The organism is Pseudomonas sp. zfem004 (assembly GCF_032621715.1).
Taxonomy (GTDB): Bacteria; Pseudomonadota; Gammaproteobacteria; order Pseudomonadales; family Pseudomonadaceae; genus Aquipseudomonas; species Aquipseudomonas sichuanensis.
Genome location: NZ_JAVYJF010000027.1, coordinates 1 through 23065, shown reverse-complemented (window position 1 = coordinate 23065; position 23065 = coordinate 1). Strand labels below are relative to the sequence as shown.

General features: G+C 63.7%; 17 protein-coding genes and 7 tRNA genes. 18 read left to right on the top strand and 6 right to left on the bottom strand.

Going from position 1 to position 23065, the window contains the following annotated elements:
- Positions 1-131: 131 nt before the first annotated feature.
- A tRNA-Asn gene (locus tag RTH46_RS22860) sits at positions 132-207 on the bottom strand.
- Between the two features lie 61 nt (positions 208-268).
- Complete coding sequence (locus RTH46_RS22855) at positions 269-1465, bottom strand: amino acid aminotransferase (protein WP_279846135.1); 1197 nt, start codon at positions 1463-1465, stop codon at positions 269-271.
- Between the two features lie 290 nt (positions 1466-1755).
- Here RTH46_RS22855 and uvrB point away from each other — a divergent pair, with 290 nt between their 5' ends.
- Positions 1756-3771, top strand: a complete 2016-nt coding sequence (gene uvrB, locus RTH46_RS22850; RefSeq protein WP_279846136.1) for an excinuclease ABC subunit UvrB — start codon at positions 1756-1758, stop codon at positions 3769-3771.
- Positions 3772-3841: 70 nt separating this feature from the next.
- On the opposite strand, the gene RTH46_RS22845 is transcribed toward uvrB, so the two are convergent.
- Both RTH46_RS22845 and RTH46_RS22840 read right to left on the bottom strand, forming a co-directional pair.
- Positions 3842-5332 carry an MDR family MFS transporter gene (locus RTH46_RS22845; protein WP_178125898.1) on the bottom strand — a complete coding sequence of 497 codons (1491 nt, stop codon included), beginning with the start codon at positions 5330-5332 and terminating at the stop codon, positions 3842-3844.
- A 49-nt stretch (positions 5333-5381) separates the two neighbouring features.
- A complete protein-coding gene (locus RTH46_RS22840) occupies positions 5382-6437 on the bottom strand; it encodes an HlyD family secretion protein (protein WP_371923765.1) in 1056 nt (351 codons plus the stop codon).
- 143 nt (positions 6438-6580) lie between these two features.
- Between RTH46_RS22840 and gltX the strand changes: the two genes are divergently transcribed.
- The 12 genes from gltX (at position 6581) to RTH46_RS22780 (ending at position 12859) form a co-directional block, all read left to right on the top strand.
- Positions 6581-8062 carry a glutamate--tRNA ligase gene (gltX, locus tag RTH46_RS22835; RefSeq protein WP_279846138.1) on the top strand — a complete coding sequence of 494 codons (1482 nt, stop codon included), beginning with the start codon at positions 6581-6583 and terminating at the stop codon, positions 8060-8062.
- A 279-nt stretch (positions 8063-8341) separates the two neighbouring features.
- Positions 8342-8417: transfer RNA gene (locus RTH46_RS22830), tRNA-Ala, on the top strand.
- 71 nt (positions 8418-8488) lie between these two features.
- A tRNA-Glu gene (locus tag RTH46_RS22825) sits at positions 8489-8564 on the top strand.
- Positions 8565-8617: 53 nt separating this feature from the next.
- Positions 8618-8693 (top strand) — tRNA-Ala (locus RTH46_RS22820).
- A gap of 42 nt (positions 8694-8735) precedes the next feature.
- A tRNA-Glu gene (locus RTH46_RS22815) sits at positions 8736-8811 on the top strand.
- Positions 8812-8876: 65 nt separating this feature from the next.
- Positions 8877-8952: transfer RNA gene (locus RTH46_RS22810), tRNA-Ala, on the top strand.
- 41 nt (positions 8953-8993) lie between these two features.
- Positions 8994-9069: transfer RNA gene (locus RTH46_RS22805), tRNA-Glu, on the top strand.
- Positions 9070-9239: 170 nt separating this feature from the next.
- Positions 9240-9779 carry a TetR/AcrR family transcriptional regulator gene (locus RTH46_RS22800; RefSeq protein ID WP_316906700.1) on the top strand — a complete coding sequence of 180 codons (540 nt, stop codon included), beginning with the start codon at positions 9240-9242 and terminating at the stop codon, positions 9777-9779.
- Positions 9780-9804: 25 nt separating this feature from the next.
- Positions 9805-10638, top strand: a complete 834-nt coding sequence (locus RTH46_RS22795; RefSeq protein WP_316906699.1) for an alpha/beta fold hydrolase — start codon at positions 9805-9807, stop codon at positions 10636-10638.
- 44 nt (positions 10639-10682) lie between these two features.
- A complete protein-coding gene (locus tag RTH46_RS22790) occupies positions 10683-11117 on the top strand; it encodes an acyl-CoA thioesterase (protein ID WP_125463250.1) in 435 nt (144 codons plus the stop codon).
- Positions 11118-11169: 52 nt separating this feature from the next.
- Positions 11170-12141 (top strand): tRNA dihydrouridine synthase, encoded by a 972-nt coding sequence (locus RTH46_RS22785; protein WP_316906698.1) that lies wholly within the window; start codon positions 11170-11172, stop codon positions 12139-12141.
- 274 nt (positions 12142-12415) lie between these two features.
- Positions 12416-12859 (top strand): Hsp20 family protein, encoded by a 444-nt coding sequence (locus RTH46_RS22780; protein WP_110996452.1) that lies wholly within the window; start codon positions 12416-12418, stop codon positions 12857-12859.
- Positions 12860-13034: 175 nt separating this feature from the next.
- On the opposite strand, the gene RTH46_RS22775 is transcribed toward RTH46_RS22780, so the two are convergent.
- Both RTH46_RS22775 and RTH46_RS22770 read right to left on the bottom strand, forming a co-directional pair.
- Positions 13035-16331 (bottom strand): PAS domain S-box protein, encoded by a 3297-nt coding sequence (locus RTH46_RS22775; RefSeq protein ID WP_153789262.1) that lies wholly within the window; start codon positions 16329-16331, stop codon positions 13035-13037.
- Between the two features lie 62 nt (positions 16332-16393).
- On the bottom strand, positions 16394-17272 hold the full coding sequence (locus RTH46_RS22770; protein WP_153789263.1) for a LysR family transcriptional regulator: 879 nt from the start codon (positions 17270-17272) through the stop codon (positions 16394-16396).
- Positions 17273-17402: 130 nt separating this feature from the next.
- Here RTH46_RS22770 and leuC point away from each other — a divergent pair, with 130 nt between their 5' ends.
- From leuC to asd, 5 genes are all read left to right on the top strand, one after another.
- Positions 17403-18836, top strand: a complete 1434-nt coding sequence (leuC, locus tag RTH46_RS22765) for a 3-isopropylmalate dehydratase large subunit (protein ID WP_316906697.1) — start codon at positions 17403-17405, stop codon at positions 18834-18836.
- Complete coding sequence (gene leuD, locus RTH46_RS22760) at positions 18833-19477, top strand: 3-isopropylmalate dehydratase small subunit (RefSeq protein ID WP_316906696.1); 645 nt, start codon at positions 18833-18835, stop codon at positions 19475-19477. Before leuC ends, leuD begins: the two co-directional genes overlap by 4 nt.
- A gap of 131 nt (positions 19478-19608) precedes the next feature.
- Complete coding sequence (locus tag RTH46_RS22755; protein ID WP_316906695.1) at positions 19609-20373, top strand: class I SAM-dependent methyltransferase; 765 nt, start codon at positions 19609-19611, stop codon at positions 20371-20373.
- 53 nt (positions 20374-20426) lie between these two features.
- Positions 20427-21509, top strand: coding sequence for a 3-isopropylmalate dehydrogenase (gene leuB / locus RTH46_RS22750; RefSeq protein WP_153789266.1), 1083 nt, complete (start codon positions 20427-20429; stop codon positions 21507-21509).
- A gap of 63 nt (positions 21510-21572) precedes the next feature.
- Positions 21573-22685 carry an aspartate-semialdehyde dehydrogenase gene (gene asd, locus RTH46_RS22745; RefSeq protein ID WP_110996459.1) on the top strand — a complete coding sequence of 371 codons (1113 nt, stop codon included), beginning with the start codon at positions 21573-21575 and terminating at the stop codon, positions 22683-22685.
- Positions 22686-23065: the final 380 nt, after the last annotated feature.

The following is a 23065-nucleotide window of genomic DNA, read 5'->3' as shown; positions in this document are numbered from 1 at the left end:
AGCTGAATTGGGCCGGCCATCAGGAGCGTTCACACGATTGCAGGCAGCTACACGCCAAAACGAAAAAACCCGCCAGGAGGCGGGTTCTTCGGGTGTTCAAAGACTGTGGAGACAATCTTTGCAACGCTGTTTGGCTCCGCGACCTGGACTCGAACCAGGGACCCAATGATTAACAGTCATTTGCTCTACCGACTGAGCTATCGCGGAATTTCGGCGTATCTTACCGGTTGCCAGGGGGAAGTCAAGCTTCCCCTTGGCAATCAAGGAGTTACAGTACTTCTACGATGGCCTTGGTGACCACGTGGATGTTGCTCTGGTTCAGGGCTGCAACAGCGATGCGGCCGGTGTCCAGGGCATAGATGCCGAACTCGTTCTTCAGGCGTGCCACTTGCTCCACGGTCAGGCCGGAGTAGGAGAACATGCCGGCCTGGCGACCAACGAAGCTGAAGTCGCGCTTGGCACCGTACTCGGCCAGCAACTCGACCATCTGCTTGCGCATGCCATGGATGCGGGTGCGCATCTCGGCCAGTTCCGCTTCCCACATCTGGCACAGCTCAGGGCTGTTCAGCACGGTGGCGACGATGGTCGCACCATGGGTAGGCGGGTTGGAGTAGGTGGTGCGGATCACGCGCTTGACCTGCGACAGCACGCGGGTGCTCTCGTCTTTCGAAGCGGTGACGATCGACAGCGCGCCGACGCGCTCGCCGTACAGCGAGAACGACTTGGAGAACGAGCTGGAGACGAAGAACTCCAGGCCCGACTCGGCGAACAGGCGCACGGCGAAGGCGTCTTCGGCGATGCCGTCACCAAAGCCCTGGTAGGCCATGTCGAGGAACGGCACGTGGCCCTTGGCCTTGACCACTTCCAGCACGTTCTTCCAGTCGTCCAGCGACAGGTCGACGCCGGTCGGGTTGTGGCAGCAGGCGTGCAGCACGATGATCGAGCCCGACGGCAGGCTGTTCAGGTCTTCGAGCATGCCGGCGCGGTTGACGTCGTTGCTGGCGGCATCGTAGTAACGGTAGTTCTGAACCGGGAAGCCTGCGGTTTCGAACAGTGCGCGGTGGTTTTCCCAGCTCGGGTCGCTGATGGCGACCACGGCGCCCGGCGCCAGGCGCTTGAGGAAGTCGGCACCGATCTTCAGCGCGCCGGTACCGCCAACGGCCTGCACGGTCACTACACGGCCGGCGGCCAGCAGCGGCGATTGGGCGCCAAAAATCAGCTTCTGCACGGCCTGGTCGTACTGGGCGATGCCGTCGATCGGCAGGTAGCCACGGGACGCGTGCTGGGCGGCACGGGTGGTTTCGGCTTCGATCACTGCGCGCAGCAGCGGAATGCGGCCTTCCTCATTGCAGTAGACGCCTACGCCCAGGTTGACCTTGTCGGTACGTGGGTCGGCGTTGAATGCTTCGTTGAGGCCCAGGATAGGGTCGCGGGGTGCCAGCTCGACAGCGGAAAACAGGCTCATTGTTACCTTGGCTCGGATAGGAGAGTGATAGGGGTTGCCACGCTCCAGCCGAATGCACTGAAGCGGTGCACAAACGGGGAGTCAGTATAGTGATACCGACCGGTCACTGCGACAGTCTGGCGCAGCTTTTGCGGGTGTTTGCGCAAATATTTTTCGACCATTGGTCGAATTGCCCGGTCCATTGCCAGGAGTGCTGCTTGGCCGGGCTTGAAAGCCGCGCCCGGCGCGCGCATTTTGCGTATAGACTACTGGCTAAATTTACAGTTGCCGCGACATTCACGAGGTCCGTCATGTCCGAGTTCCAGCTCGTCACCCGATTTCAGCCGGCCGGCGACCAGCCCGAGGCCATCCGCCAGATGGTCGAGGGCATCGAGGCCGGCCTTTCGCACCAGACGCTGCTGGGTGTGACCGGCTCGGGCAAGACCTTCAGCATCGCCAACGTCATCCAGCAGGTGCAGCGCCCGACCCTGGTGCTGGCGCCCAACAAGACCCTGGCGGCGCAGCTTTACGGCGAGTTCAAGGCGTTCTTCCCGAACAACGCGGTCGAGTACTTCGTCTCCTACTACGACTACTACCAGCCCGAAGCCTACGTGCCGTCGTCGGACACCTTCATCGAGAAGGACGCCTCGATCAACGACCATATCGAGCAGATGCGCCTGTCGGCGACCAAGGCGTTGCTGGAGCGGCGCGACGCGATCATCGTCACCACCGTGTCGTGCATCTATGGCCTGGGCAGCCCCGAGGCGTACCTGAAGATGGTCCTGCACGTCGACCGTGGCGACCAGCTCGACCAGCGGGCGTTGCTGCGCCGCCTGACCGAATTGCAGTACACCCGCAACGAGATGGACTTCGCCCGCGCCACCTTCCGTGTGCGCGGCGATGTGATCGACGTGTTCCCGGCCGAATCGGACCTGGAGGCCATCCGCATCGAACTGTTCGATGACGAGGTCGAGAACATCGCCGCCTTCGACCCGCTGACCGGCGAGGTGATCCGCAAGCTGCCGCGTTTCACCTTCTACCCCAAGTCGCACTACGTCACGCCGCGCGAAACGCTGCTCGAAGCGGTGGAGGGCATCAAGGAAGAGCTCAAGGAGCGCCTGGAGTACCTGCACAAGCACAACAAGCTGGTCGAGGCCCAGCGCCTGGAGCAGCGCACCCGCTTCGACCTGGAGATGATCCTCGAACTGGGTTACTGCAACGGCATCGAAAACTACTCGCGCTACCTTTCCGGGCGCCCGGCCGGTGCGCCGCCACCCACGCTGTACGACTACCTGCCGGCGGATGCGCTGCTGGTGATCGACGAGTCCCACGTTTCCGTACCCCAGGTCGGCGCCATGTACAAAGGCGACCGCTCGCGCAAGGAAACGCTGGTGGAGTACGGCTTCCGCATGCCATCGGCACTGGACAACCGCCCCATGCGCTTCGACGAGTGGGAGGCGGTCAGCCCGCAGACCATCTTCGTTTCCGCAACGCCCGGCCCTTACGAAGCCGAGCATGCCGGGCGCGTGGTCGAGCAGGTGGTGCGCCCCACCGGGCTGGTCGACCCGCAGGTCGAGGTGCGCCCGGCGCTTACCCAGGTCGACGACCTGCTGTCGGAAATTGGCAAGCGCGTCGCCCTGGGCGAGCGGGTACTGGCCACCACCCTGACCAAGCGCATGGCCGAAGACCTCACCGACTACCTGGCCGATCACGATGTGCGGGTGCGCTACCTGCACTCGGACATCGACACCGTCGAGCGGGTGGAGATCATCCGCGACCTGCGCCTGGGCACCTTCGACGTATTGGTGGGCATCAACCTGCTGCGCGAAGGCCTGGACATGCCGGAAGTGTCGCTGGTGGCCATCCTCGATGCCGACAAGGAAGGCTTCCTGCGTTCCGAGCGCTCGCTGATCCAGACCATTGGCCGTGCGGCGCGCAACCTCAATGGCAAGGCGATCCTGTACGCCGACAACATCACCGGCTCCATGCAGCGCGCCATCGACGAGACCGAGCGGCGCCGGGCCAAGCAGGTGGCGTTCAACGAAGCCAACGGCATCGTGCCCAAGGGTGTGGTCAAGGACATCACCGACATCATGGAAGGTGCCACCGTGCCCGGTGCGCGCAGCAAGAAGCGTAAGGGCATGGCCAAGGCGGCGGAGGAAGCCGGGCGTTACGAAGTCGAGTTGCAGACCCCGGCCGAGATCACCAAGCGCATCAAGCAGCTGGAAGAGAAGATGTTCCAGTTCGCCCGCGACCTGGAGTTCGAGGCCGCCGCGCAGTTGCGCGACGAGATCGGCAAGCTGCGCGAGCGCCTGATCGCAAGTTGAAGGCCAAGCCCATCGCGGGGCAAGCCCGCTCCCACAACCGGCGTGGGAGCGGGCTTGCCCCGCGATGGGTTCAATGCGCTTCCCCTGCCTTCAACCCCTGTGGCAACTTGCGCGTCAACAACACCGCCAGCATGCTCACCGCCAAACCGATCCCGACGAAGTGGAAGGCATCGTTGTAGGCCATGATCATCGCCTGCTGGTGGGTGATCTCACTGAGCTTGCCCAGCGCTGCGGTGTCGTTGCCCAGTCGTTCGGTCAACTGCGCCAGGCGCTCTGCCACCTGTGGATTGTTCGGCACCACCGCCTCACGCAAATAGTCGAAATACACCTTCGCCCGCGCATCCAGTAGCGTTGCCAGCAAGGCGATGCCGATCGCCCCGCCGAGGTTGCGCAGGATATTGAACAGGCTCGACGCCGACCCCGCATCCTGGGGTTGGATGTAGGCGGTGGCGATCAGCGAGATGGTCACCATGATCATCGGCTGGCCAAGGGCGCGGATCACCTGGATCTGGTTGAACTGCGGCCCGGCGAAGTCCGGGTTGAGCACCCCCGAACTGAAACTGGCCACACCGAACAGGCAAAAGCCCAGGGCGCACAGCACCTTCGGCGAAATCACCTTCATCAGCAGCGGCACCAGTGGAATCAGGAACAGCTGCGGCACCCCCATCCACATGATCACCTCGCCGATCTGCAGGGCGTTGTAGCCCTGGATCTGTGCCAGATACAGCGGCAGCAGGTAGATCGAACCGTACAGCCCCACACCCATGCCCAGGCTGGCGATGCTGGATAACCCGAAGTTGCGGTTGCCGAGGATGCGCAGGTTGATCAGCGGGTGCGGGCGGGACAGCTGCAAGATCACGAACAGGATCAGGCTGACCAGGGCGACACTGCCCAGGCTGACGATCAGGCTGGATTCCAGCCAGTCCTTGCGATGGCCTTCTTCAAGGAACACCTGCAGGCAGCCCAGGCCGAGGCCGAGGCTTACGATGCCGGCGTAGTCGGTGCTTTTCAGCAGCTCCCAGTGGGCTTCTTTCTTTTCCAGTCCGTACATCAGCCCGGCAATCATCAGCAGCCCTGGCGGGATGTTGATGTAGAAGATGTATTCCCAACCCCAGTTCTCGGTCAGCCAGCCACCCAGGGTCGGGCCGATCGACGGGGCGAAAGTGGCGGTCATGGCGAACATGGCCATGCCCTTGGCGCGGTGGTGTTCCGGCAACTTGATCAGCGTCAGGGTGAACGCCAGCGGGATCAATGCTCCACCGGTGAAGCCCTGCAGGGCGCGGAACACGATCATGCTCTCAAGGTTCCAGGCCATCGAGCACAGCAGCGACGAGGCCAGGAAACCCAACGACACCCATACTGCAAGGCGCCGGGCCGACAGCAGCTGCACCAGCCAGGCGGTCAGCGGGATCATGATGATCTCGGCCACCAGGTAGGAGGTGGAAATCCACGAGCCTTCCTCGAGGGTGGCCGACAGCGCGCCCTGGATGTCCTTGAGCGAAGAGTTGGTGATCTGGATGTCCAGCACCGCCATGAAGGCGCCGAGCATCACGCTCATCACGGCGATCCAGTCACGCCGGGTGGGCTCTGCGCTGGGTCGCAGCAGTTGGTCACCGGCCATCGCGGCTGTCGTCCTGGCTGCGCAGGTCGACGGTGGCCGTCACCGACATACCCGGGCGGATGCGGCCATGCAGCGGGTTGTCGGCGGCGAAGGTCAGCTTGACCGGGATGCGCTGCACCACCTTGGTGAAGTTGCCGGTGGCGTTGTCCGGCGGCAGCAGGCTGAACTGTGCCCCGGACGCGGCGAACAGGCTGTCGACGCGGCCTTCGATCGGGGTGTCGGGGTAGCTGTCGAACAGCAGTTCGGCACGCTGGCCGGGGTGCATCTTGCCGATCTGGGTTTCCTTGAAGTTGGCCTGCACCCAGATGTCCTGGTCCGGAACGATCGACAGCAGGTAGGCGCCGGCCTGCACCACCTGGCCGTTGCGCGCGCTGCGCTGGCCGATGGTGCCGCTGATCGGCGCGTGGATCTCGCAGCGGGTCAGGTTGATCTCGGCCTGTGCCAGGTCGGCGCGGGCATTGGCAATCTGCGCATCGAGGCGCTTGAGCTCGGCGCTCAGGGCATCGACCTGCTGGCGCTGGCCCTTGAGGTCGGCCTGGGCCTTGTCCACCTGGGAACGGGCCACATGGCTCTCTGCCGAGAGGGTGGTGACGCGCTCTTCGGAAACGAAGCCGGGCTTGCGCAGGGCCTGGGCGCGGTTAAGGTCGAGCTGCGAACGGTCGAAGCTGGCCTGGTTGGCGGCCACCTGGGCCTGGCCGGCGGCAATCAGGCTGCCTTGCTGGGCGAGCCGGCTCTGCGCCTGCACCAGTTCCGCTTCGCGAGTGGCCAGCGTGGCTCGGGCGCGGGCCACGGCCAGTTCGAAGTCGGCGACTTCAAGGCGTACCAGCAGGTCGCCCTTGTTGACGTGCTGGTTGTCTTCCACCCTCACTTCATCGATGCGCGCGCCGAGCTGGCTGGATACGCGGGTGATCTCGCCCTGTACATAGGCGTTGTCGGTGCTCTCGAAGAAGCGCCCCTTGAAATACCAGTGGGCGAGGAAGGCGAGGGCGATCAGCGCGACCAGGGTGATGAAGATCAGCAGGCGACGTTTGAGTTGGGCGGGCATGAGGACTATGGTTCCAGAAGTGTAAGCAAATTTAACAACCGCAACCGCCACCGTCACAAGTGACGATAGCGCCATTGCTGGAGCCCAGTGCCCGCTCCCTGCTAACATCCCGCCTTTGTTTGAATCTTCGTTCGAGACTCTCCATGACCACCGTTCGCACGCGTATCGCGCCATCGCCCACTGGCGACCCCCATGTCGGCACTGCCTACATCGCCCTGTTCAACTACTGCTTTGCCAAGCAGCACGGCGGTGAGTTCATCCTGCGTATCGAAGACACCGACCAGCTGCGCTCCACCCGCGAGTCGGAACAGCAGATCTTCGACGCCCTGCGCTGGCTCGGCATCGAATGGAACGAAGGCCCGGACGTCGGCGGCCCGCACGGCCCGTACCGGCAGAGCGAGCGTGGCGAGATCTACGCCAAGTACGCCAAGGAGCTGGTCGATGCCGGCCACGCCTTCTACTGCTTCTGCACCGCCGAAGAGCTGGAGCAGATGCGTGCCGAGCAGATGGCCCGCGGCGAGACCCCGCGCTACGACGGCCGCGCCCTGCTGCTGAGCGATGAGGAAGTGCAGCGCCGCCTGGCGGCCGGCGAGCCGCACGTGATCCGCATGAAGGTGCCGAGCGAAGGCATCTGCGTGGTGCCGGACATGCTGCGTGGCGATGTCGAGATCCCGTGGGACCGCATGGACATGCAGGTGCTGATGAAGAACGACGGTCTGCCGACGTACTTCCTGGCCAACGTGGTCGACGATCACCTGATGGGCATCACCCATGTGCTGCGTGGTGAAGAGTGGCTGCCCTCGGCGCCCAAGCTGATCAAGCTGTACGAGTACTTCGGCTGGGAGCAGCCCAAGCTGTGCTACATGCCGCTGCTGCGCAACCCGGACAAGAGCAAGCTGTCCAAGCGCAAGAACCCGACCTCGGTCACCTTCTACGAGCGCATGGGCTTCATGCCCGAAGCGATGCTCAACTACCTGGGCCGCATGGGCTGGTCGATGCCGGACGAGCGTGAGAAGTTCTCGCTGGCGGAGATGGTCGAGCACTTCGACCTGTCGCGCATCTCGCTGGGCGGCCCGATCTTCGACATCGAGAAGCTGTCCTGGCTCAATGGTCAGTGGCTGCGTGAGCTGCCGGTGGAAGAGTTCGCCGCGCGCGTGCAGAAGTGGGCCTTCAACAGCGACTACATGATGAAGATTGCCCCGCACGTGCAGGGCCGGGTTGAAACCTTCAGCCAGGTTGCTCCGCTGGGTGGCTTCTTCTTCGAAGGCGCATTGAAGCTCGACGCCAAGCTGTTCGAGAGCAAGAAACTGTCGGCCGACCAGGTGCGCCAGGTGATGCAGCTGATCCTGTGGAAGCTGGAAAGCCTGCGCCAGTGGGAGAAAGAGCGCATCACCGGCTGCATCCAGGCGGTGGTCGAGTCGTTGGAGCTCAAGTTGCGCGATGCCATGCCACTGATGTTCGCCGCCATCACTGGCCAGGCCAGCTCGGTGTCGGTGCTCGACGCCATGGAAATCCTCGGCCCTGACCTGACCCGCTACCGTCTGCGCCAGGCCATCGACCTGCTGGGCGGCGTGTCGAAGAAGGAAAACAAGGAATGGGAGAAGCTGCTGGCGAATATCGCCTGATAGCGGCTTTTGCTTTTGTGGGAGCGGGCTTGCGCCGCGATTGCGATGTTGCATTCGCCATCACGATCGCGGGGCAAGCCCGCTCCCACGGGACTTTGTTTGCATCGAAGAGCAGGGCAGGGCGGTAAGTGATTGTTATCTGTGAAAAAATTTTTGAATAATTTCAAAAATTCGTTTGACAGCCCTGCAATCGGAACTTAATATGCGCCCCGTCCACAGCGATGAACGAAAACGAAACGCCAGGCACCCAGCCAGCGCTTCGGTTCAGAGCGACATTGTGGGGCTATAGCTCAGCTGGGAGAGCGCCTGCATGGCATGCAGGAGGTCAGCGGTTCGATCCCGCTTAGCTCCACCAAATTCCGCTTAACGGCAACGCCGGTAAGCAAGACCGGGTCCAGCAACCGGGTCTTGAAGGTAAGAAGGTTCGTCCCCTTCGTCTAGTGGCCTAGGACACCGCCCTTTCACGGCGGTAACAGGGGTTCGAGTCCCCTAGGGGACGCCAGTTTTGCACAAGCGATGTTTAAATATGTCGCTGGGCCGAGAGGCTAGAAATCCGGGGCTATAGCTCAGCTGGGAGAGCGCCTGCATGGCATGCAGGAGGTCAGCGGTTCGATCCCGCTTAGCTCCACCAATTTTGCCGCGGTTCGTGAAAACGGACCGGCACGAAGGTTACGTCCCCTTCGTCTAGTGGCCTAGGACACCGCCCTTTCACGGCGGTAACAGGGGTTCGAGTCCCCTAGGGGACGCCACTTTTGCCCGCGTTTTGCGGGAGTTGAAAGGCTCATCATTTTTGCGTGAGCCTTTTGTTTTACTCGGGGCTATAGCTCAGCTGGGAGAGCGCCTGCATGGCATGCAGGAGGTCAGCGGTTCGATCCCGCTTAGCTCCACCAATTCGCCGCGATTCGTGAAAACGGATCGGCACGAAGGTTACGTCCCCTTCGTCTAGTGGCCTAGGACACCGCCCTTTCACGGCGGTAACAGGGGTTCGAGTCCCCTAGGGGACGCCATTTTTTACCCGCGTTTTGCGGGACTTATAAGGCTCATTCGATTATTGAATGGGCCTTTTGTTTTTTCTGCTCCCTGAAAATTCGCTGTCGGTCGGTCGCTCGCCGCAGATTTTGCTTGCCTTGAAATATGATAAGCATAATATGTCTATCATAATATTTTGAGGTGAGCCATGAGCGACAAGAAGAGCAAGACACGCGAACGCATTCTTGAAGCGGCGCGTGGCGCGTTGATCCAGCACGGGCCGGCCGAACCCAGTGTGAGCCAGGTCATGGGCGCCGCCGGGCTGACCGTGGGTGGCTTCTACGCCCATTTCGACAGCAAGGATGAGCTCATGCTGGAGGCCTTCAGCCAGCTGCTGGCCGAGCGCCGGGCCCTGCTCGCCGGGGTCGACCCGAACCTGGACGGTGCTGGCCGTCGCGCGCTGGTTGCCGCTTTCTATCTTTCGCGCAAGCACCGTGACGCAGAAGTGGCGGCCTGCCCGCTGCCCAATGCACTCGGCGAAATGCAGCGCCTGCCAGAGGCTTTCCGTGAAGTGCTGGTCGAGCACATCGAGCTGATGACTGCGCAGATGGTCGACCGCCCCGAAGACATGGACAAGGCCCTGGCCGATTTCGCCCTGATGGTGGGTGGCCTGGCCGTGGCGCGAGCCCTGGGCACTGGCGAACTGTCCGATCGCATCCTGCGTGCCGCCAAATCGGCGGTGATCTGAGCACATTCATTCCTGGAGCATGGCGATGAGTACCCTGAGCTGGATTCGTGGCGTCAACGGCACCCTCGGCCACCTGGCCCCTGAACACGTCGCCGGCAAGATGCGCCGCGCCTTCATGAGCCCACGCACCCTGCCACCGAGGGAATGGGAACTGCCGCTACTGGCTCGCGCCGAACGCATCACCCTGCGCTTCGGGCTGTCGGCGCTGCGTTGGGGGCAAGGGCCGACTGTGTTGCTGATGCACGGTTGGGAAGGGCGGCCTACCCAGTTCGCCGCACTGATCGAAACCCTGGTCGCCGCCGGCCATACCGTGGTGTCGCTGGAAGGCCCGGGCCATGGGCGCTCGCCAGGGCATCAGGCCCATGTGGTGCTGTTCGCCCGCGCCTTGCTGGAGGCTGCGGCCGAGTTGCCGCCGCTGCGCGCGGTGATTGGTCATTCCATGGGGGGCGCCAGCGTGATGCTGGCCCTGCAGTGGGGGTTGCGTGCCGAAGCAGCCGTGAGTATTGCCGCGCCAGCCCAATTGCTGGGGGTGATGCGCGGCTTCGCCCGGAACCTGGGGTTGCCGGCGCGGGCCAGGGCGGCCTTCATTCGCCAGGTCGAGCGTGATATCGGCGTGCAGATTGCGCGTCTGGATGTCACCGCTTATCAACTGGACCTGCCGGGCCTGGTGGTGCATGCCAGTGATGATGTGCTGGTGCCAGCCGGTGAATCGCAGGTCATTCACAAGGCCTGGTTCGACAGCCGCCTGCTGTTGCTCGAAGAGGGTGGCCACGTGCGCGTGCTGGCCGACCCGCGGCTGGGCGAGGCGGTACTCGAACTGCTGGCGCGCACCAATGAGCGCGCCCGACAAAGCGCCTGAGCATCCGTTACACTCTGCCCGTTCACGAACAACCAGGAGCGGGCATGAGCTGGGATCTGGCGGCACCATTCACCATCGACCTTCGCGTCGGCAATGAGGACATCGACGGCCTCGGCCACGCCAACAATGCGGTCTACGTCACTTGGCTCGAGCGCTGCGCCTGGCGCCATTCCCAGCGCCTGGGGCTGGACCTGGCCGAGTACCGTCGCCTGGACCGGGCCATGGCCGTGGTGCGCCACGAGATCGACTACCTCGCTGCCGCCTACGAAGATGACGAGCTGCAACTGGCTACCTGGATCGTCGACTGGGACCAGCGCCTGCGCATGACCCGGCGTTTCCAGCTCAAGCGCCCGAGCGACGGCGTCACCCTGTTGCGCGCGCACACCACCTTCGCCTGCATCGAGCTGTCCACCGGCAAACCCAGGCGCATGCCGGCGGAGTTCCTCGACGGCTATGGCGCGGCGCTGATCGGCAACTGAAAAGCGGCGGATTTTTGCTAGACTGCCGCCTTTTGCGCCCCGAGACCCTCACATGCAAATTGCCCTGGCCCCGATGGAGGGGCTGGTCGACAACATCCTGCGCGACGTCCTGACCCGGGTGGGTGGCATCGATTGGTGCGTCACCGAGTTCATCCGCGTCTGCGACCGCCTGTTGCCGGAATCCTCGTTCGACAAGCTGGCCCCGGAACTGCGCCAAGGGGCGCGCACTGCGGCCGGCGTGCCGATGCGCGTGCAACTGCTCGGCTCGGACCCGGTGTGCCTGGCCGAGAACGCGGCGCTGGCCTGCGAGCTGGGGGCGCCGGTGATCGACCTGAACTTCGGTTGCCCGGCCAAGACCGTCAACAAGTCGCGTGGCGGGGCGGTGCTGCTCAAGGAGCCGGAGTTGCTGCATGCCATCGTGCGCGAGGTACGCCGCGCCGTGCCGGCGCATATTCCGGTGACCTCCAAGATGCGCCTGGGCTTCGACAGCCCGGATGGCGCGCTGGAGTGCGCCACGGCGTTGGCCGAAGGCGGCTCGGCGCACCTGGTGGTGCATGCGCGGACCAAGGTCGAGGGCTACAAGCCGCCGGCCCACTGGGAGTGGGTGGCGCGGGTGCAGGACGTGGTCAAGGTGCCGGTATTCGCCAATGGTGAGATCTGGACCGTTGACGACTGGCGACGCTGCCGTGAAGTGAGTGGCGCCGAGGACATCATGCTCGGTCGCGGCCTGGTGTCGCGCCCGGACCTGGCCCTGCAGATCGCCGCTGCACGCGATGGCCGTGATTACCAGCCGATGAGCTGGGACGAGCTGCTGCCGTTGCTGCGCGAGTTCTGGCGTCAGGCGCAGGCCAAGCTGTCGCCGCGGTATGCGCCGGGGCGCATGAAGCAGTGGCTGGCGATGCTGACCCGGGGCTATCCGGAGGCGGTGGCGTTGTTTGCCGAGTTGCGGCGTGAGGATGATTGCCAGCGGATCAGCGGGTTGTTGGGGTGTCAGGCGTCGTTTGCTGAAGCCTGCGTAGCCTGATCCGCCTTTATCGCGGGGCAAGTCGGAGCGCCGAACCGCCGCTCCCACGAGGGGTACTTTGGACTGCCCCCAAGAAGCCAACCCTTGAGGGCAGTCCACTTCGTGGGAGCGGCGGTTCGGCGCTCCGACTTGCCCCGCGATTGCGTTTGCACGCCAGCAAAAATTTTCAGCAGGGCCCTTGAAAGCGTTTTGCCCGGCCATATCTCTTTGAGTACGCGATGCCGAAGTCGGGTCGCGTAGTGACTTACTTGCTGAATCTCAGGAGTTTATGACCATGACTACCGCTTTCTCTCTCGCACCCCTTTTCCGCAACTCCGTCGGTTTCGACCGTTTCAACGACCTGTTCGAAGCTGCAGCACGCAACGAGGCCGGTAGCAGCTACCCGCCCTACAACGTGGAAAAGCATGGTGAAGACCACTATCGCATCGTGGTTGCCGCTGCCGGTTTCCAGGAACAGGACCTCGACCTGCAGGTCGAAAAAGGCGTCCTGACCGTATCTGGTGGCAAACGCGATAACGGCAACGAAGGCGTCACCTTCCTGCATCAGGGCATCGCCCAGCGCGCCTTCAAACTGTCGTTCCGCCTGGCCGACCACATCGAGGTCAAAGGCGCCGGCCTGGCCAACGGCCTGCTCAGCATCGAACTGCTGCGCGTGGTGCCGGAAGAGGCCAAGGCCAAGCGCATCCCGATCAATGGCGACAAGCCTGCGCTGAACTGAGTTCGCATGGGATGAACGAAAGGGCACCTTCGGGTGCCCTTTTTGTTTTGTGCAGGAGATGAATGCAATGTGAATGGCGTGGGAGCGGGCTTGCCCCGCGATGGCGATGTTGAGTCTCATGTCGCCATCGCGGGGCAAGCCCGCTCCCACGCACGTTATCGGTTGCCAGGCCCTTTCAATAATCCGCCGGCGCCTCCAGCAGCATCTGCCGGAACTCCGGCAGCGGCAGCGGTCGGCTGTGCAGGTAGCCCTGGTACAGGTGGCAGCCTAGCCGTTCCAGAAACTCCAGTTGCTCGGTCAACTCGACACCTTCGGCGATCACCGCCAGGCCCAGGCTGCGCGCCATGGCGACGATGGCGCGGACGATCTCGGCGTCATTCGGGTCGACCGGCGCGTCGCGCACGAAGGTCTGGTCGATCTTCAGTGCATCCACCGGCAGGCGCTTGAGGTAGGTGAGTGACGAGTAGCCCGTGCCAAAGTCGTCCATGGCGAAGCTGACGCCATAGCGTTTGAGCTCGCGCATCTTGCTGATGGTGTCTTCCAGGTTCTGGATGACGATGCCTTCGGTGATCTCCAGCTTGAGCATGTGCCGCGGCAGGCGGTAGTCGTCGAGGCTGCGCAGCACCCGTGCGACAAAGTCGTTCTGGCGGAACTGCCGGGGGCTGATGTTGACGCACAGGCTGAAGTCGTCGGCGTCGATCAGGCCGTCCTCGAGCATGCGCGCGCAGGCGTCGCAGGCTTCGTCGAGGATCCAACTGCCCACTTCCAGGATCAGCCCGCTTTCCTCGAGCACCTGGATGAACTGTGACGGCGGCTGTTGGCCCAGTTGCGGGTGGTGCCAGCGCAACAGCACTTCGGCGCCGACGATGTGATTGTCACGGGCATCGACCTGGGGCTGGAAATGCAGGGCCAGCTCGCCGCGGGCCAGCGCCAGGCGCAGGTCGTTCTCCATGCGCAGGCGCTCGCTGGCGGCCTTTTGCATGGTGGTGTGGAACAGCTGGGTGGTATTGCGCCCGGAATCCTTGGCCCGGTACAGGGCGATGTCGGCGCGCTTGAGCAGGTCGGCGGGGGTGGCGCCGTGGTCCGGGATCAGCGCCACGCCGATGCTGGGGGTCACCTGCAGGCGCTGGCCATCCAGCGACATGGGTTCGGCCAGTAGTTCGCGCAGGGTGTCGGCCAGCTCGCGGACCTTGCTTTCCACCAGTTCGCGGCTGCCTTCCAGGCCGCTGAGCAATACCACGAACTCATCGCCGCCCAGGCGTGCCACGGTGTCCTCGAGGCGCACGCTGGCTTCCAGGCGGGCCGTGATGATCTTCAGCACGGCGTCGCCCACCGGGTGGCCGAGCGAATCGTTGATGTGCTTGAAATGGTCGAGGTCGAGGAACAGCAAGGCGCCGCGCAGGTTGTGGCGCTTGAGCAGGGCAATCTGCTGGCTCAGGCGGTCCATCAGCAGAGCGCGGTTGGGCAGGTTGGTCAGCGGATCGTGGTAGGCCAGGTGGCGAATCTGCGCCTGGGCGTTCTTCAGCAGGCTGACATCCCGTGCAGTGAGCAACAGGCAGTCGACTTCGTTGAGGCTGATCGGCTCCACCGACACTTCCACGGTGAGAATGTCGCCGCGCTTGTTGCGCCCGAGCATCTCGCGGTGATGGACCCGGCCTCGTGCCTTGAGCTCGCCGAGCAGGGCGCTGCGTTGCTTGTCGTCGGCCCAGATGCCCAGTTCATAGACCGTGCGGCCGACCACCTCGCTGGCGTTGTAGCCGGTCAGCCGGCAGAACCCGTCGTTGACTTCCAGGTAGCGGCCGCTGCGTCGCTCGGTGATGGTGATGGCGTCGGGGCTGGAATGGAACGCCTTGGCGAATTTCTCCTCGCTGGCCTTGAGCGCCGCCTCGGCGCGTTGCTGTTGGGTGATGTCGCGCAGGGTAGTGACGCTGCAGGCCTGGCCGTCGACGCTGATCAGGCGGCTGGAGATGACGCAGGTCAAAGGCCCGCCGTTGCGGTGGTTGACCCCGATCGCCACATTGCTCAGGGCCTGGTCGCGGATCACCCGTTCGATGCGCTGGGCGCGCTCGGCCGACTCGGCCCACAGGCCCAACTGCCCCGCGGTACGGCCCAGCACCTGCTCGGCGCTCCAGCCGAAGGTCTGGCTGAAGGCCGGGTTAATCTCGATGAATTGGCCGGTGTCCTGGCGGGTCACGCAGATCGGGTCCGGGCTGACCTGGAACAGGCTGGCGAATTTTTCTTCCGAGGCCGTAAGGCGTTGTTCGCGCTCTACCTGGTCGGTGATGTCCAGCAGGGTGCCGGCCATGCGCAGCGGTTTGCCCTGCTCGTCACGGTACAGCCGCGCGCGGCTTTCGATAAAACGCGTGGCGCCGTTGTCCAGTTGTACCTGGTAGGTGATCTGGTAGTTGCCGGCCGGTCCCTCGCGCAGGCTGCGGTAAGCCTGGCGCATGGAGTTGCGCTCGTGTTCGGGCACCCCTTCGAAGAACGCATCGAAGGACTCGTGGAACGGCACCGGGTCGAGCCCGTGCAACTGGGCGGCGCGGGCCGAGCCATAGAGCATGCCGCTGGGAATGTGCCAGTCCCAGGTGCCCAACTGGGCCGAGTCCAGCGCCAGGTCAAGGCGTTCCTGGCTGTCCTTGAGCGCCTGCTCGGCGCGTTTGCGCTCGGTGGTGTCGACAAAGGTACTGATCAGGTAGGTGATGCCTTCCAGTTCGATGCCCTGGGTGCAGAGGATACCGTCATGGATCTTGCCGCTGGTGGCGCGGAACTGCACCTCCATGGTCAGCGGGCCACTGCCGGCGCGGGTGGCCTCCAGCACCAGGTGGCGCTGCTCAGGGTTGACCCACAGGCCCAGCTCGACACTGGTCTTGCCGACCACATGGGCGCCTGGCCAGCCGAACATATGTTCGAAGTGCTGGTTGACCTCGATGATCAGGCCGTCGTGGCGACGGGTGAGCAGGATGGCGTTGGGGCTGAGGTGGAAGAGGGTGGCGAAGCGCTTTTCCGAGTTGATCAGTGCGTTTTCCCGCTCGCGCTGGCGGGTGATTTCGCGGATCACCCCGATCATCTGGCGTCGGCCGTGGACGTCGTGGGTCAGGCTGCCGTTGATCTCCAGCCAGTGCACGCTGCCGTCCGGCCAGCGGATGCGGTGGCGCATGGCCTGCTCGATGGGTTCGCCATTGACCACGGCCTGGAACGCCTGGCGCGTGCGGGCACGGTCTTCATCGGGCAGCAGGTCGAGGTAGTCGACATCGTTGGGCAGTGGGCGCTGGGGGTCGAAACCGAACAGCGCCTGGGTGCCCCGCGACCAGCTGACCCGGCCGCTCTCGATATCCCATAGCCAGGCGCCCAGGTTCGCGCCGTTGAGTGCGGCCAGCAGTTGCGGGGCATTCTGCCAGGCCTGCTCCGATTCCTGGGGATCGACCGCAGGGATGCGCGGCAGGCGCGGAAAGCGGTTTGCTGATTTGGGCATCGGTACCAGACCTTTGGCGGATGTCGCGTCCTTGAGGAGTGTACTGCCGTACTGACGACCGGTCAGGCGGGCCCCGCGTGGCTGTCGAGCAGGGCCATGAAGGCCCTGGCCGCGTTCGATAGCGTGCGTTCTGTGTGCAAAATGTAGCCTAGCTGGCGCGACAGCTGTATGCCGGGCAGGGCGATGGACGCCACCTGCTCATCCAGCATAGTACGTGGCAGCACACTCCACGCCAGGCCGATGGAAACCATCATCTTGATGGTTTCCAGGTAGTTGGTGCTCATGGCGATGTTCGGCGTCAGGCCCTGGCTTTCGAACAGGCGCTGGACGATGTGGTGGGTGAAGGTGTTGCCGCCGGGAAAAACCGCCGGGTGCCGGGCCACGTCGGCCAGGCTGACCTGGCCGCTGCTGGCCAGCGGGTGTTCGGGCGCGGCGACGAAGTCCAGGGCGTCCTCCCACACTGGGGTTGCCCGGACCAGGTGATGCGGCTCGGGCGCCAGGGTGATCACGGCAATTTCGGCGCGGCCATGGAGGATTTCATCGTAGGCGGCTTCTGAATCCATGAACTGGATATCCAGCGCCACCGCCGGGTGCTGCCGGGTGAATGCCCGCAGCACCGGTGGCAAGCGGTGCAGGCCGATGTGGTGGCTGGTGGCCAGGGTCAGGCGACCGCTCACCTCCCCGGTCAGGTTGGTCAGCGCGCGGCGGGTATCATCGAGCACGTTGAGGATCTGATAGGCACGGGGCAGCAGGGCGCGGCCGGCTTCGGTCAGGCTCACTTCGCGCCCCAGCCGGTCGAACAGGCGTACGTCCAGTTGCTGCTCGAGCCCGGCGATGCGTTTGCTGATGGCCGGCTGGGTCAGGAACAGGCGCTCGCCCGCGCCAGAGAAGCTGCCGGTTTCGGCAATCGCGATAAAAGCGCTGAGGTTGGCCAGGTCCACGATTCAGATTCCCGATGGTTATGCAAAGCATGAAAATTATGAATTTGAGTTATTCAATCTATCGCCATAGCATCGTCCGTACAAGCCAAGGGGTCTTTGGCATAGAAAGACGCTGATGAGGAACAGTCTGATGGCTGGCAAAACGCTCTACGACAAACTCTGGGAAGCCCATGAGGTCAAGCGCCGCGATGACGGCTCATCCTTGATCTACATCGACCGCCACATCATCCACGAAGTGACGTCGCCCCAGGCCTTCGAAGGCCTGCGCCTGGCCAATCGCAAGCCGTGGCGCATCGATGCCAACATCGCCACGCCCGACCACAACGTGCCGACCACGCCAGAGCGCAAGGGCGGTATCGAGGCCATCGTCGACCAGGTGTCGCGCCTGCAGGTGCAGACCCTCGATGAGAACTGTGACGAATATGGCATCGTCGAATTCAAGATGAACGACGAACGCCAGGGCATCGTCCACGTCATCAGCCCCGAGCAGGGCGCGACCTTGCCGGGCATGACCGTGGTCTGCGGCGACTCGCACACCTCCACCCACGGCGCCTTTGGTGCCCTGGCCCACGGCATTGGTACCTCCGAGGTGGAGCATGTGCTCGCCACCCAGTGCCTGGTCGCCAAGAAAATGAAGAACATGCTGGTGCGCGTCGAGGGCCAATTGCCTGCCGGCGTGACCGCCAAGGACATCGTCCTGGCCGTGATCGGCAAGATCGGCACCGCTGGCGGCAACGGCCATGCCATGGAATTCGCCGGCAGCGCCATCCGCGAGCTGTCGATGGAAGGGCGCATGACCATCTGCAACATGTCCATCGAGGCTGGCGCCCGTGTGGGCCTGGTGGCCACCGATGCGACCACCGTCGCCTACGTCGAAGGCCGCCCGTACGCGCCGAAAGGCGAGCAATGGAAGCAAGCGGTCGAATCGTGGAAAGACCTGGTGTCGGATGACGACGCCGTGTTCGACACCGTGGTCGAGCTGGACGCCAGCCAGATCAAGCCGCAAGTCAGCTGGGGCACCTCGCCCGAGATGGTCCTGGCCGTCGATCAGCGTGTGCCGGACCCGGCCGCCGAGGCCGACCTGATCAAGCGTGGCTCGATCGAGCGTGCCTTGAAGTACATGGGCCTCAGTGCCAACCAGGCGATCACCGATATCCAGCTGGACCGTGTGTTCATCGGCTCGTGCACCAACTCGCGCATCGAAGACCTGCGCGCAGCGGCCGAAATCGCCAAGGGCCGCAAGGTCGCTTCCAGCGTCAAGCAGGCCATCGTCGTGCCGGGCTCGGGCCTGGTCAAGGCCCAGGCCGAGCGTGAGGGCCTGGACAAGATCTTCCTCGAAGCTGGCTTCGAATGGCGTGAGCCTGGCTGCTCGATGTGCCTGGCGATGAACCCGGACCGCCTGGAGAGCGGCGAGCACTGCGCGTCCACCTCCAACCGCAACTTCGAAGGCCGCCAGGGCGCCGGTGGGCGTACCCACCTGGTCAGCCCGGCCATGGCCGCCGCCGCCGCGGTGACCGGCCACTTCATCGATGTCCGCGAGTTGATCCAAGGGAGCGCAGCATGAAAGCCTTTACCCAGCACACTGGCCTCGTCGCGCCGTTGGATCATGCCAACGTCGACACCGACCAGATCATCCCCAAGCAGTTCTTGAAGTCGATCAAGCGCACCGGCTTCGGCCCCAACCTGTTCGATGAGTGGCGCTACCTGGACGTGGGCCAACCCTACCAGGACAACAGCAAGCGCCCGGTCAACGAAGAGTTCGTGCTCAACCACAAGCGCTACCAAGGTGCCAGCGTGCTGCTGGCGCGTGAGAACTTCGGTTGCGGCTCCAGCCGCGAGCACGCGCCATGGGCTTTGGACGAGTACGGTTTTCGCAGCGTGATCGCGCCGAGCTTTGCCGACATCTTCTTCAACAACAGCTTCAAGAACGGCCTGCTGCCGATCATTCTCGATGCCGCTGAAGTCGACGAGCTGTTCAAGCAGGTCGAGGCCAATCCGGGCTACCAGCTGACCATCGACCTCGATGCCCAGGCCGTGACCCGCCCGGATGGCAAGGTGCTGAAGTTCGAGATCGACGCGTTCCGCAAGCACTGCCTGCTCAACGGCCTCGACGACATCGGCCTGACCCTGCAGGACAGCGACGCGATCAAGGCATTCGAAGGCAAGCACCGCGCTAGCCAGCCTTGGCTGTTCCGCGATGCCTGAAGTTTGTAGTTAGCAGTACTGGCCTCTTCGCGGGGCAAGCCCGCTCCCACAGGGAGAGGTGATGCCCGTGGGAGCGGGCTTGCCCCGCGAAAAGGCCGGAACAAGCAACAAAAAGCCCAAAGGATTTCGATATGACCAGCACCGCCCACACCGATGTCGTCCAGCGCCAGTTCGGCGAACAGGCCAGCGCCTACCTCAGCAGCACCGTGCACGCCCAGGGCAGCGAATTCGCCCTGCTGCAGGCCGAGCTGGCAGGGCAGGGTGCGGCCCGCGTGCTGGACCTGGGCTGCGGTGCCGGTCATGTCAGTTTCCACGTTGCCCCGCTGGTCAGCGAAGTGGTCGCCTACGACCTGTCGCAATCCATGCTCGACGTGGTCGCCAGCGCCGCCGCCGAGCGCGGCCTGGCCAATATCACCACCGAGCGCGGCGCCGCCGAACGCCTGCCGTTCGCCGATGCCAGCTTCGACTACGTGTTCAGCCGTTATTCGGCGCACCACTGGAGCGACCTGGGCCTGGCCCTGCGCGAAGTGCGTCGGGTGCTGAAATCGGGCGGGGTGGCGGCCTTCATCGACGTCATGTCGCCTGGCAGCCCGCTGCTCGATACCTACCTGCAGACGGTCGAAGTGCTGCGCGACACCAGCCACGTACGCGACTATAGCGCCGCCGAATGGCAGCGTCAGGTCAGCGAGGCCGGCCTGCATGTGCGCAGTCACACCCGCCAGCGCCTGCGCCTGGAATGGAGCTCCTGGGTCGAGCGCATGCGCACCCCCGAGCCGTTGCGCGTGGCGATCCGCCAGTTGCAGCAAGCCATGGGCGAGGAAGTGCGGCAGTATTACCAGATTGAGGCCGATGGCTCGTTCAGCACCGATGTGCTGGTACTCTGGGCCGAACGCTGATTATTCACGACGGGGCCGAGGCGGCCGCGTCGCTTTGATGGATAGAGGAAAGCATGAGCAAGCAGATTCTGATTCTCCCAGGTGATGGCATCGGCCCGGAAATCATGGCCGAGGCGGTCAAGGTGCTGGAGCTGGCCAACGACAAGTTCCAGCTCGGCTTCAGCCTCGCCCACGACGTGATCGGCGGCGCCGCCATCGACAAGCACGGCGTGCCGCTGGCCGATGAGACCCTGGAGCGTGCACGTCAGGCCGACGCCGTGCTGCTGGGCGCCGTGGGTGGCCCGAAGTGGGACAAGATCGAGCGTGACATCCGCCCTGAGCGCGGCCTGCTGAAGATCCGTTCGCAACTGGGCCTGTTCGCCAACCTGCGCCCGGCCATCCTCTACCCGCAACTGGCCGATGCCTCGTCGCTCAAGCCGGAAATCGTCTCCGGCCTGGACATCCTCATCGTCCGCGAACTGACCGGCGGCATCTACTTCGGTGCCCCGCGCGGCCAGCGCGAGCTGGAAGGCGGCGAGCGCCAGGCCTACGACACCCTGCCGTACAGCGAAAGCGAAGTGCGCCGTATTGCCCGCGTCGGTTTCGACATGGCCCGCGTGCGTGGCAAGAAGCTGTGCTCGGTGGACAAGGCCAACGTCCTGGCTTCCAGCCAGCTGTGGCGTGAAGTGGTCGAGGACGTGGCCAAGGATTACCCGGACGTCGAACTGAGCCACATGTACGTCGACAACGCCGCCATGCAGCTGGTGCGCGCGCCCAAGCAGTTCGACGTGATGGTCACCGACAACATGTTCGGCGACATCCTGTCGGATGAGGCTTCCATGCTCACCGGTTCCATCGGCATGCTGCCTTCGGCATCGCTGGATGCCAACAACAAGGGCATGTACGAGCCGTGCCACGGTTCGGCGCCGGACATCGCCGGGCAGGGCATCGCCAACCCGCTGGCGACCATCCTCTCGGTGTCGATGATGCTGCGCTACAGCTTCAACCAGCAGGCGGCGGCCGAGGCCATCGAGCAGGCGGTCAGCCTGGTCCTGGACCAGGGCCTGCGCACCGGTGACATCTGGTCTGCCGGTTGCACCAAAGTCGGTACGCAGGAAATGGGCGACGCAGTAGTCGCAGCGCTGCGGAATCTGTAATCTCTCTGGCCCGCCACCAAAAACTCCCGGTGGCGGCCCACTTTTAGCAAAGGTGTAGTTGCGATGAAACGTGTAGGTCTGATCGGTTGGCGTGGAATGGTCGGTTCCGTGCTCATGCAGCGGATGCTCGAAGAGCAGGACTTCGACCTGATCGAGCCAGTGTTCTTCACCACCTCCAATGTGGGTGGCCAGGGTCCGAACGTGGGCAAGGAAACTGCCCCGCTCAAGGACGCCTACAACATTGAAGAGCTCAAGACCCTCGACGTCATCCTGACCTGCCAGGGCGGCGACTACACCAACGAAGTCTTCCCCAAGCTGCGCGAAGCGGGCTGGCAGGGTTACTGGATCGACGCCGCCTCGTCGCTGCGCATGCAGGACGACGCCGTGATCATCCTCGATCCGGTCAACCGCAAGGTCATCGACCAGCAGCTGGATGCCGGTACCAAGAACTACATCGGCGGCAACTGCACCGTCAGCCTGATGCTGATGGGCCTGGGCGGCCTGTTCGAAGCTGGCCTGGTCGAGTGGATGAGCGCCATGACCTACCAGGCGGCCTCGGGTGCCGGCGCGCAGAACATGCGCGAGCTGATCAAGCAGATGGGCGCCACCCACGCGGCGGTGGCCGATGACCTGGCCAATCCGGCCAGCGCCATCCTTGACATCGATCGCAAGGTTGCCGAGGCCATGCGTGGCGAAGGCTACCCGACCGAGAATTTCGGCGTGCCGCTGGCCGGCAGCCTGATCCCGTGGATCGACAAGGAACTGCCGAACGGCCAGAGCCGTGAAGAGTGGAAGGCCCAGGCCGAGACGAACAAGATCCTCGGGCGTTTCAAGAGCCCGATCCCGGTCGACGGTATCTGCGTGCGCATCGGTGCCATGCGTTGCCACAGCCAGGCGCTGACCATCAAGCTGAACAAGGATGTGCCGCTGGCCGATATCGAAGGGATGATCAGCCAGCACAACCCTTGGGTGAAGCTGGTGCCGAACCAGCGTGAGATCAGCATGCAGGAGCTGAGCCCTACCAAGGTGACTGGTACGTTGAACATTCCGGTTGGGCGGCTGCGTAAGCTGAACATGGGGTCGCAGTATCTGGGGGCGTTCACTGTGGGCGACCAGCTGCTGTGGGGCGCGGCAGAGCCGCTGCGTCGTATGCTGCGGATTTTGCTGGAGCGTTGATCGTTCTGGGGTGATTTGTGGTTTGAGAGAACCCGTGCCATGAGAGTGGTGCGGGTTTTTTTATGGGGGCAGGGTAAGTTGTTGGTTTGTTGGTTTGTTGGTTTGTTGGTTTGTTGGTTTGTTGGTTTGTTGGTTTGTTTTGAAAGTTGTATGCGCATTCATTTGTTATGTCGACGCGTAGTCACCTTTCCGCCCTTACGGCGGGTTACTTTTTTTCTTGGAAAAAAGTAACCAAAAACCGCTCGCTCCATTCATACGGCCCCTACGCTGCGCTTCGGGGTCCCTTCGCTTCGGCGTCTTCCGGGCCCGCGCGGCCTCCGACTTGCTGCGCAAGTCTACATCTCGCGCCTTCGGCTACGCCGAAGGGTGCTGCGCACCTG

Bases quoted from the DNA above. Each gene is read 5' to 3' on its own strand.
- RTH46_RS22855 (WP_279846135.1), bottom strand. From the start codon at position 1,465: ATGAGCCTGTTTTCCGCTGTCGAGCTGGCACCCCGCGACCCTATCCTG.
- uvrB (WP_279846136.1), top strand. From the start codon at position 1,756: ATGTCCGAGTTCCAGCTCGTCACCCGATTTCAGCCGGCCGGCGACCAG.
- leuD (WP_316906696.1), top strand. From the start codon at position 18,833: ATGAAAGCCTTTACCCAGCACACTGGCCTCGTCGCGCCGTTGGATCAT.
- leuB (WP_153789266.1), top strand. From the start codon at position 20,427: ATGAGCAAGCAGATTCTGATTCTCCCAGGTGATGGCATCGGCCCGGAA.
- gltX (WP_279846138.1), top strand. From the start codon at position 6,581: ATGACCACCGTTCGCACGCGTATCGCGCCATCGCCCACTGGCGACCCC.
- RTH46_RS22775 (WP_153789262.1), bottom strand. From the start codon at position 16,331: ATGCCCAAATCAGCAAACCGCTTTCCGCGCCTGCCGCGCATCCCTGCG.
- RTH46_RS22755 (WP_316906695.1), top strand. From the start codon at position 19,609: ATGACCAGCACCGCCCACACCGATGTCGTCCAGCGCCAGTTCGGCGAA.
- asd (WP_110996459.1), top strand. From the start codon at position 21,573: ATGAAACGTGTAGGTCTGATCGGTTGGCGTGGAATGGTCGGTTCCGTG.
- RTH46_RS22790 (WP_125463250.1), top strand. From the start codon at position 10,683: ATGAGCTGGGATCTGGCGGCACCATTCACCATCGACCTTCGCGTCGGC.
- leuC (WP_316906697.1), top strand. From the start codon at position 17,403: ATGGCTGGCAAAACGCTCTACGACAAACTCTGGGAAGCCCATGAGGTC.
- RTH46_RS22780 (WP_110996452.1), top strand. From the start codon at position 12,416: ATGACTACCGCTTTCTCTCTCGCACCCCTTTTCCGCAACTCCGTCGGT.
- RTH46_RS22795 (WP_316906699.1), top strand. From the start codon at position 9,805: ATGAGTACCCTGAGCTGGATTCGTGGCGTCAACGGCACCCTCGGCCAC.
- RTH46_RS22785 (WP_316906698.1), top strand. From the start codon at position 11,170: ATGCAAATTGCCCTGGCCCCGATGGAGGGGCTGGTCGACAACATCCTG.
- RTH46_RS22800 (WP_316906700.1), top strand. From the start codon at position 9,240: ATGAGCGACAAGAAGAGCAAGACACGCGAACGCATTCTTGAAGCGGCG.
- RTH46_RS22840 (WP_371923765.1), bottom strand. From the start codon at position 6,437: ATGCCCGCCCAACTCAAACGTCGCCTGCTGATCTTCATCACCCTGGTC.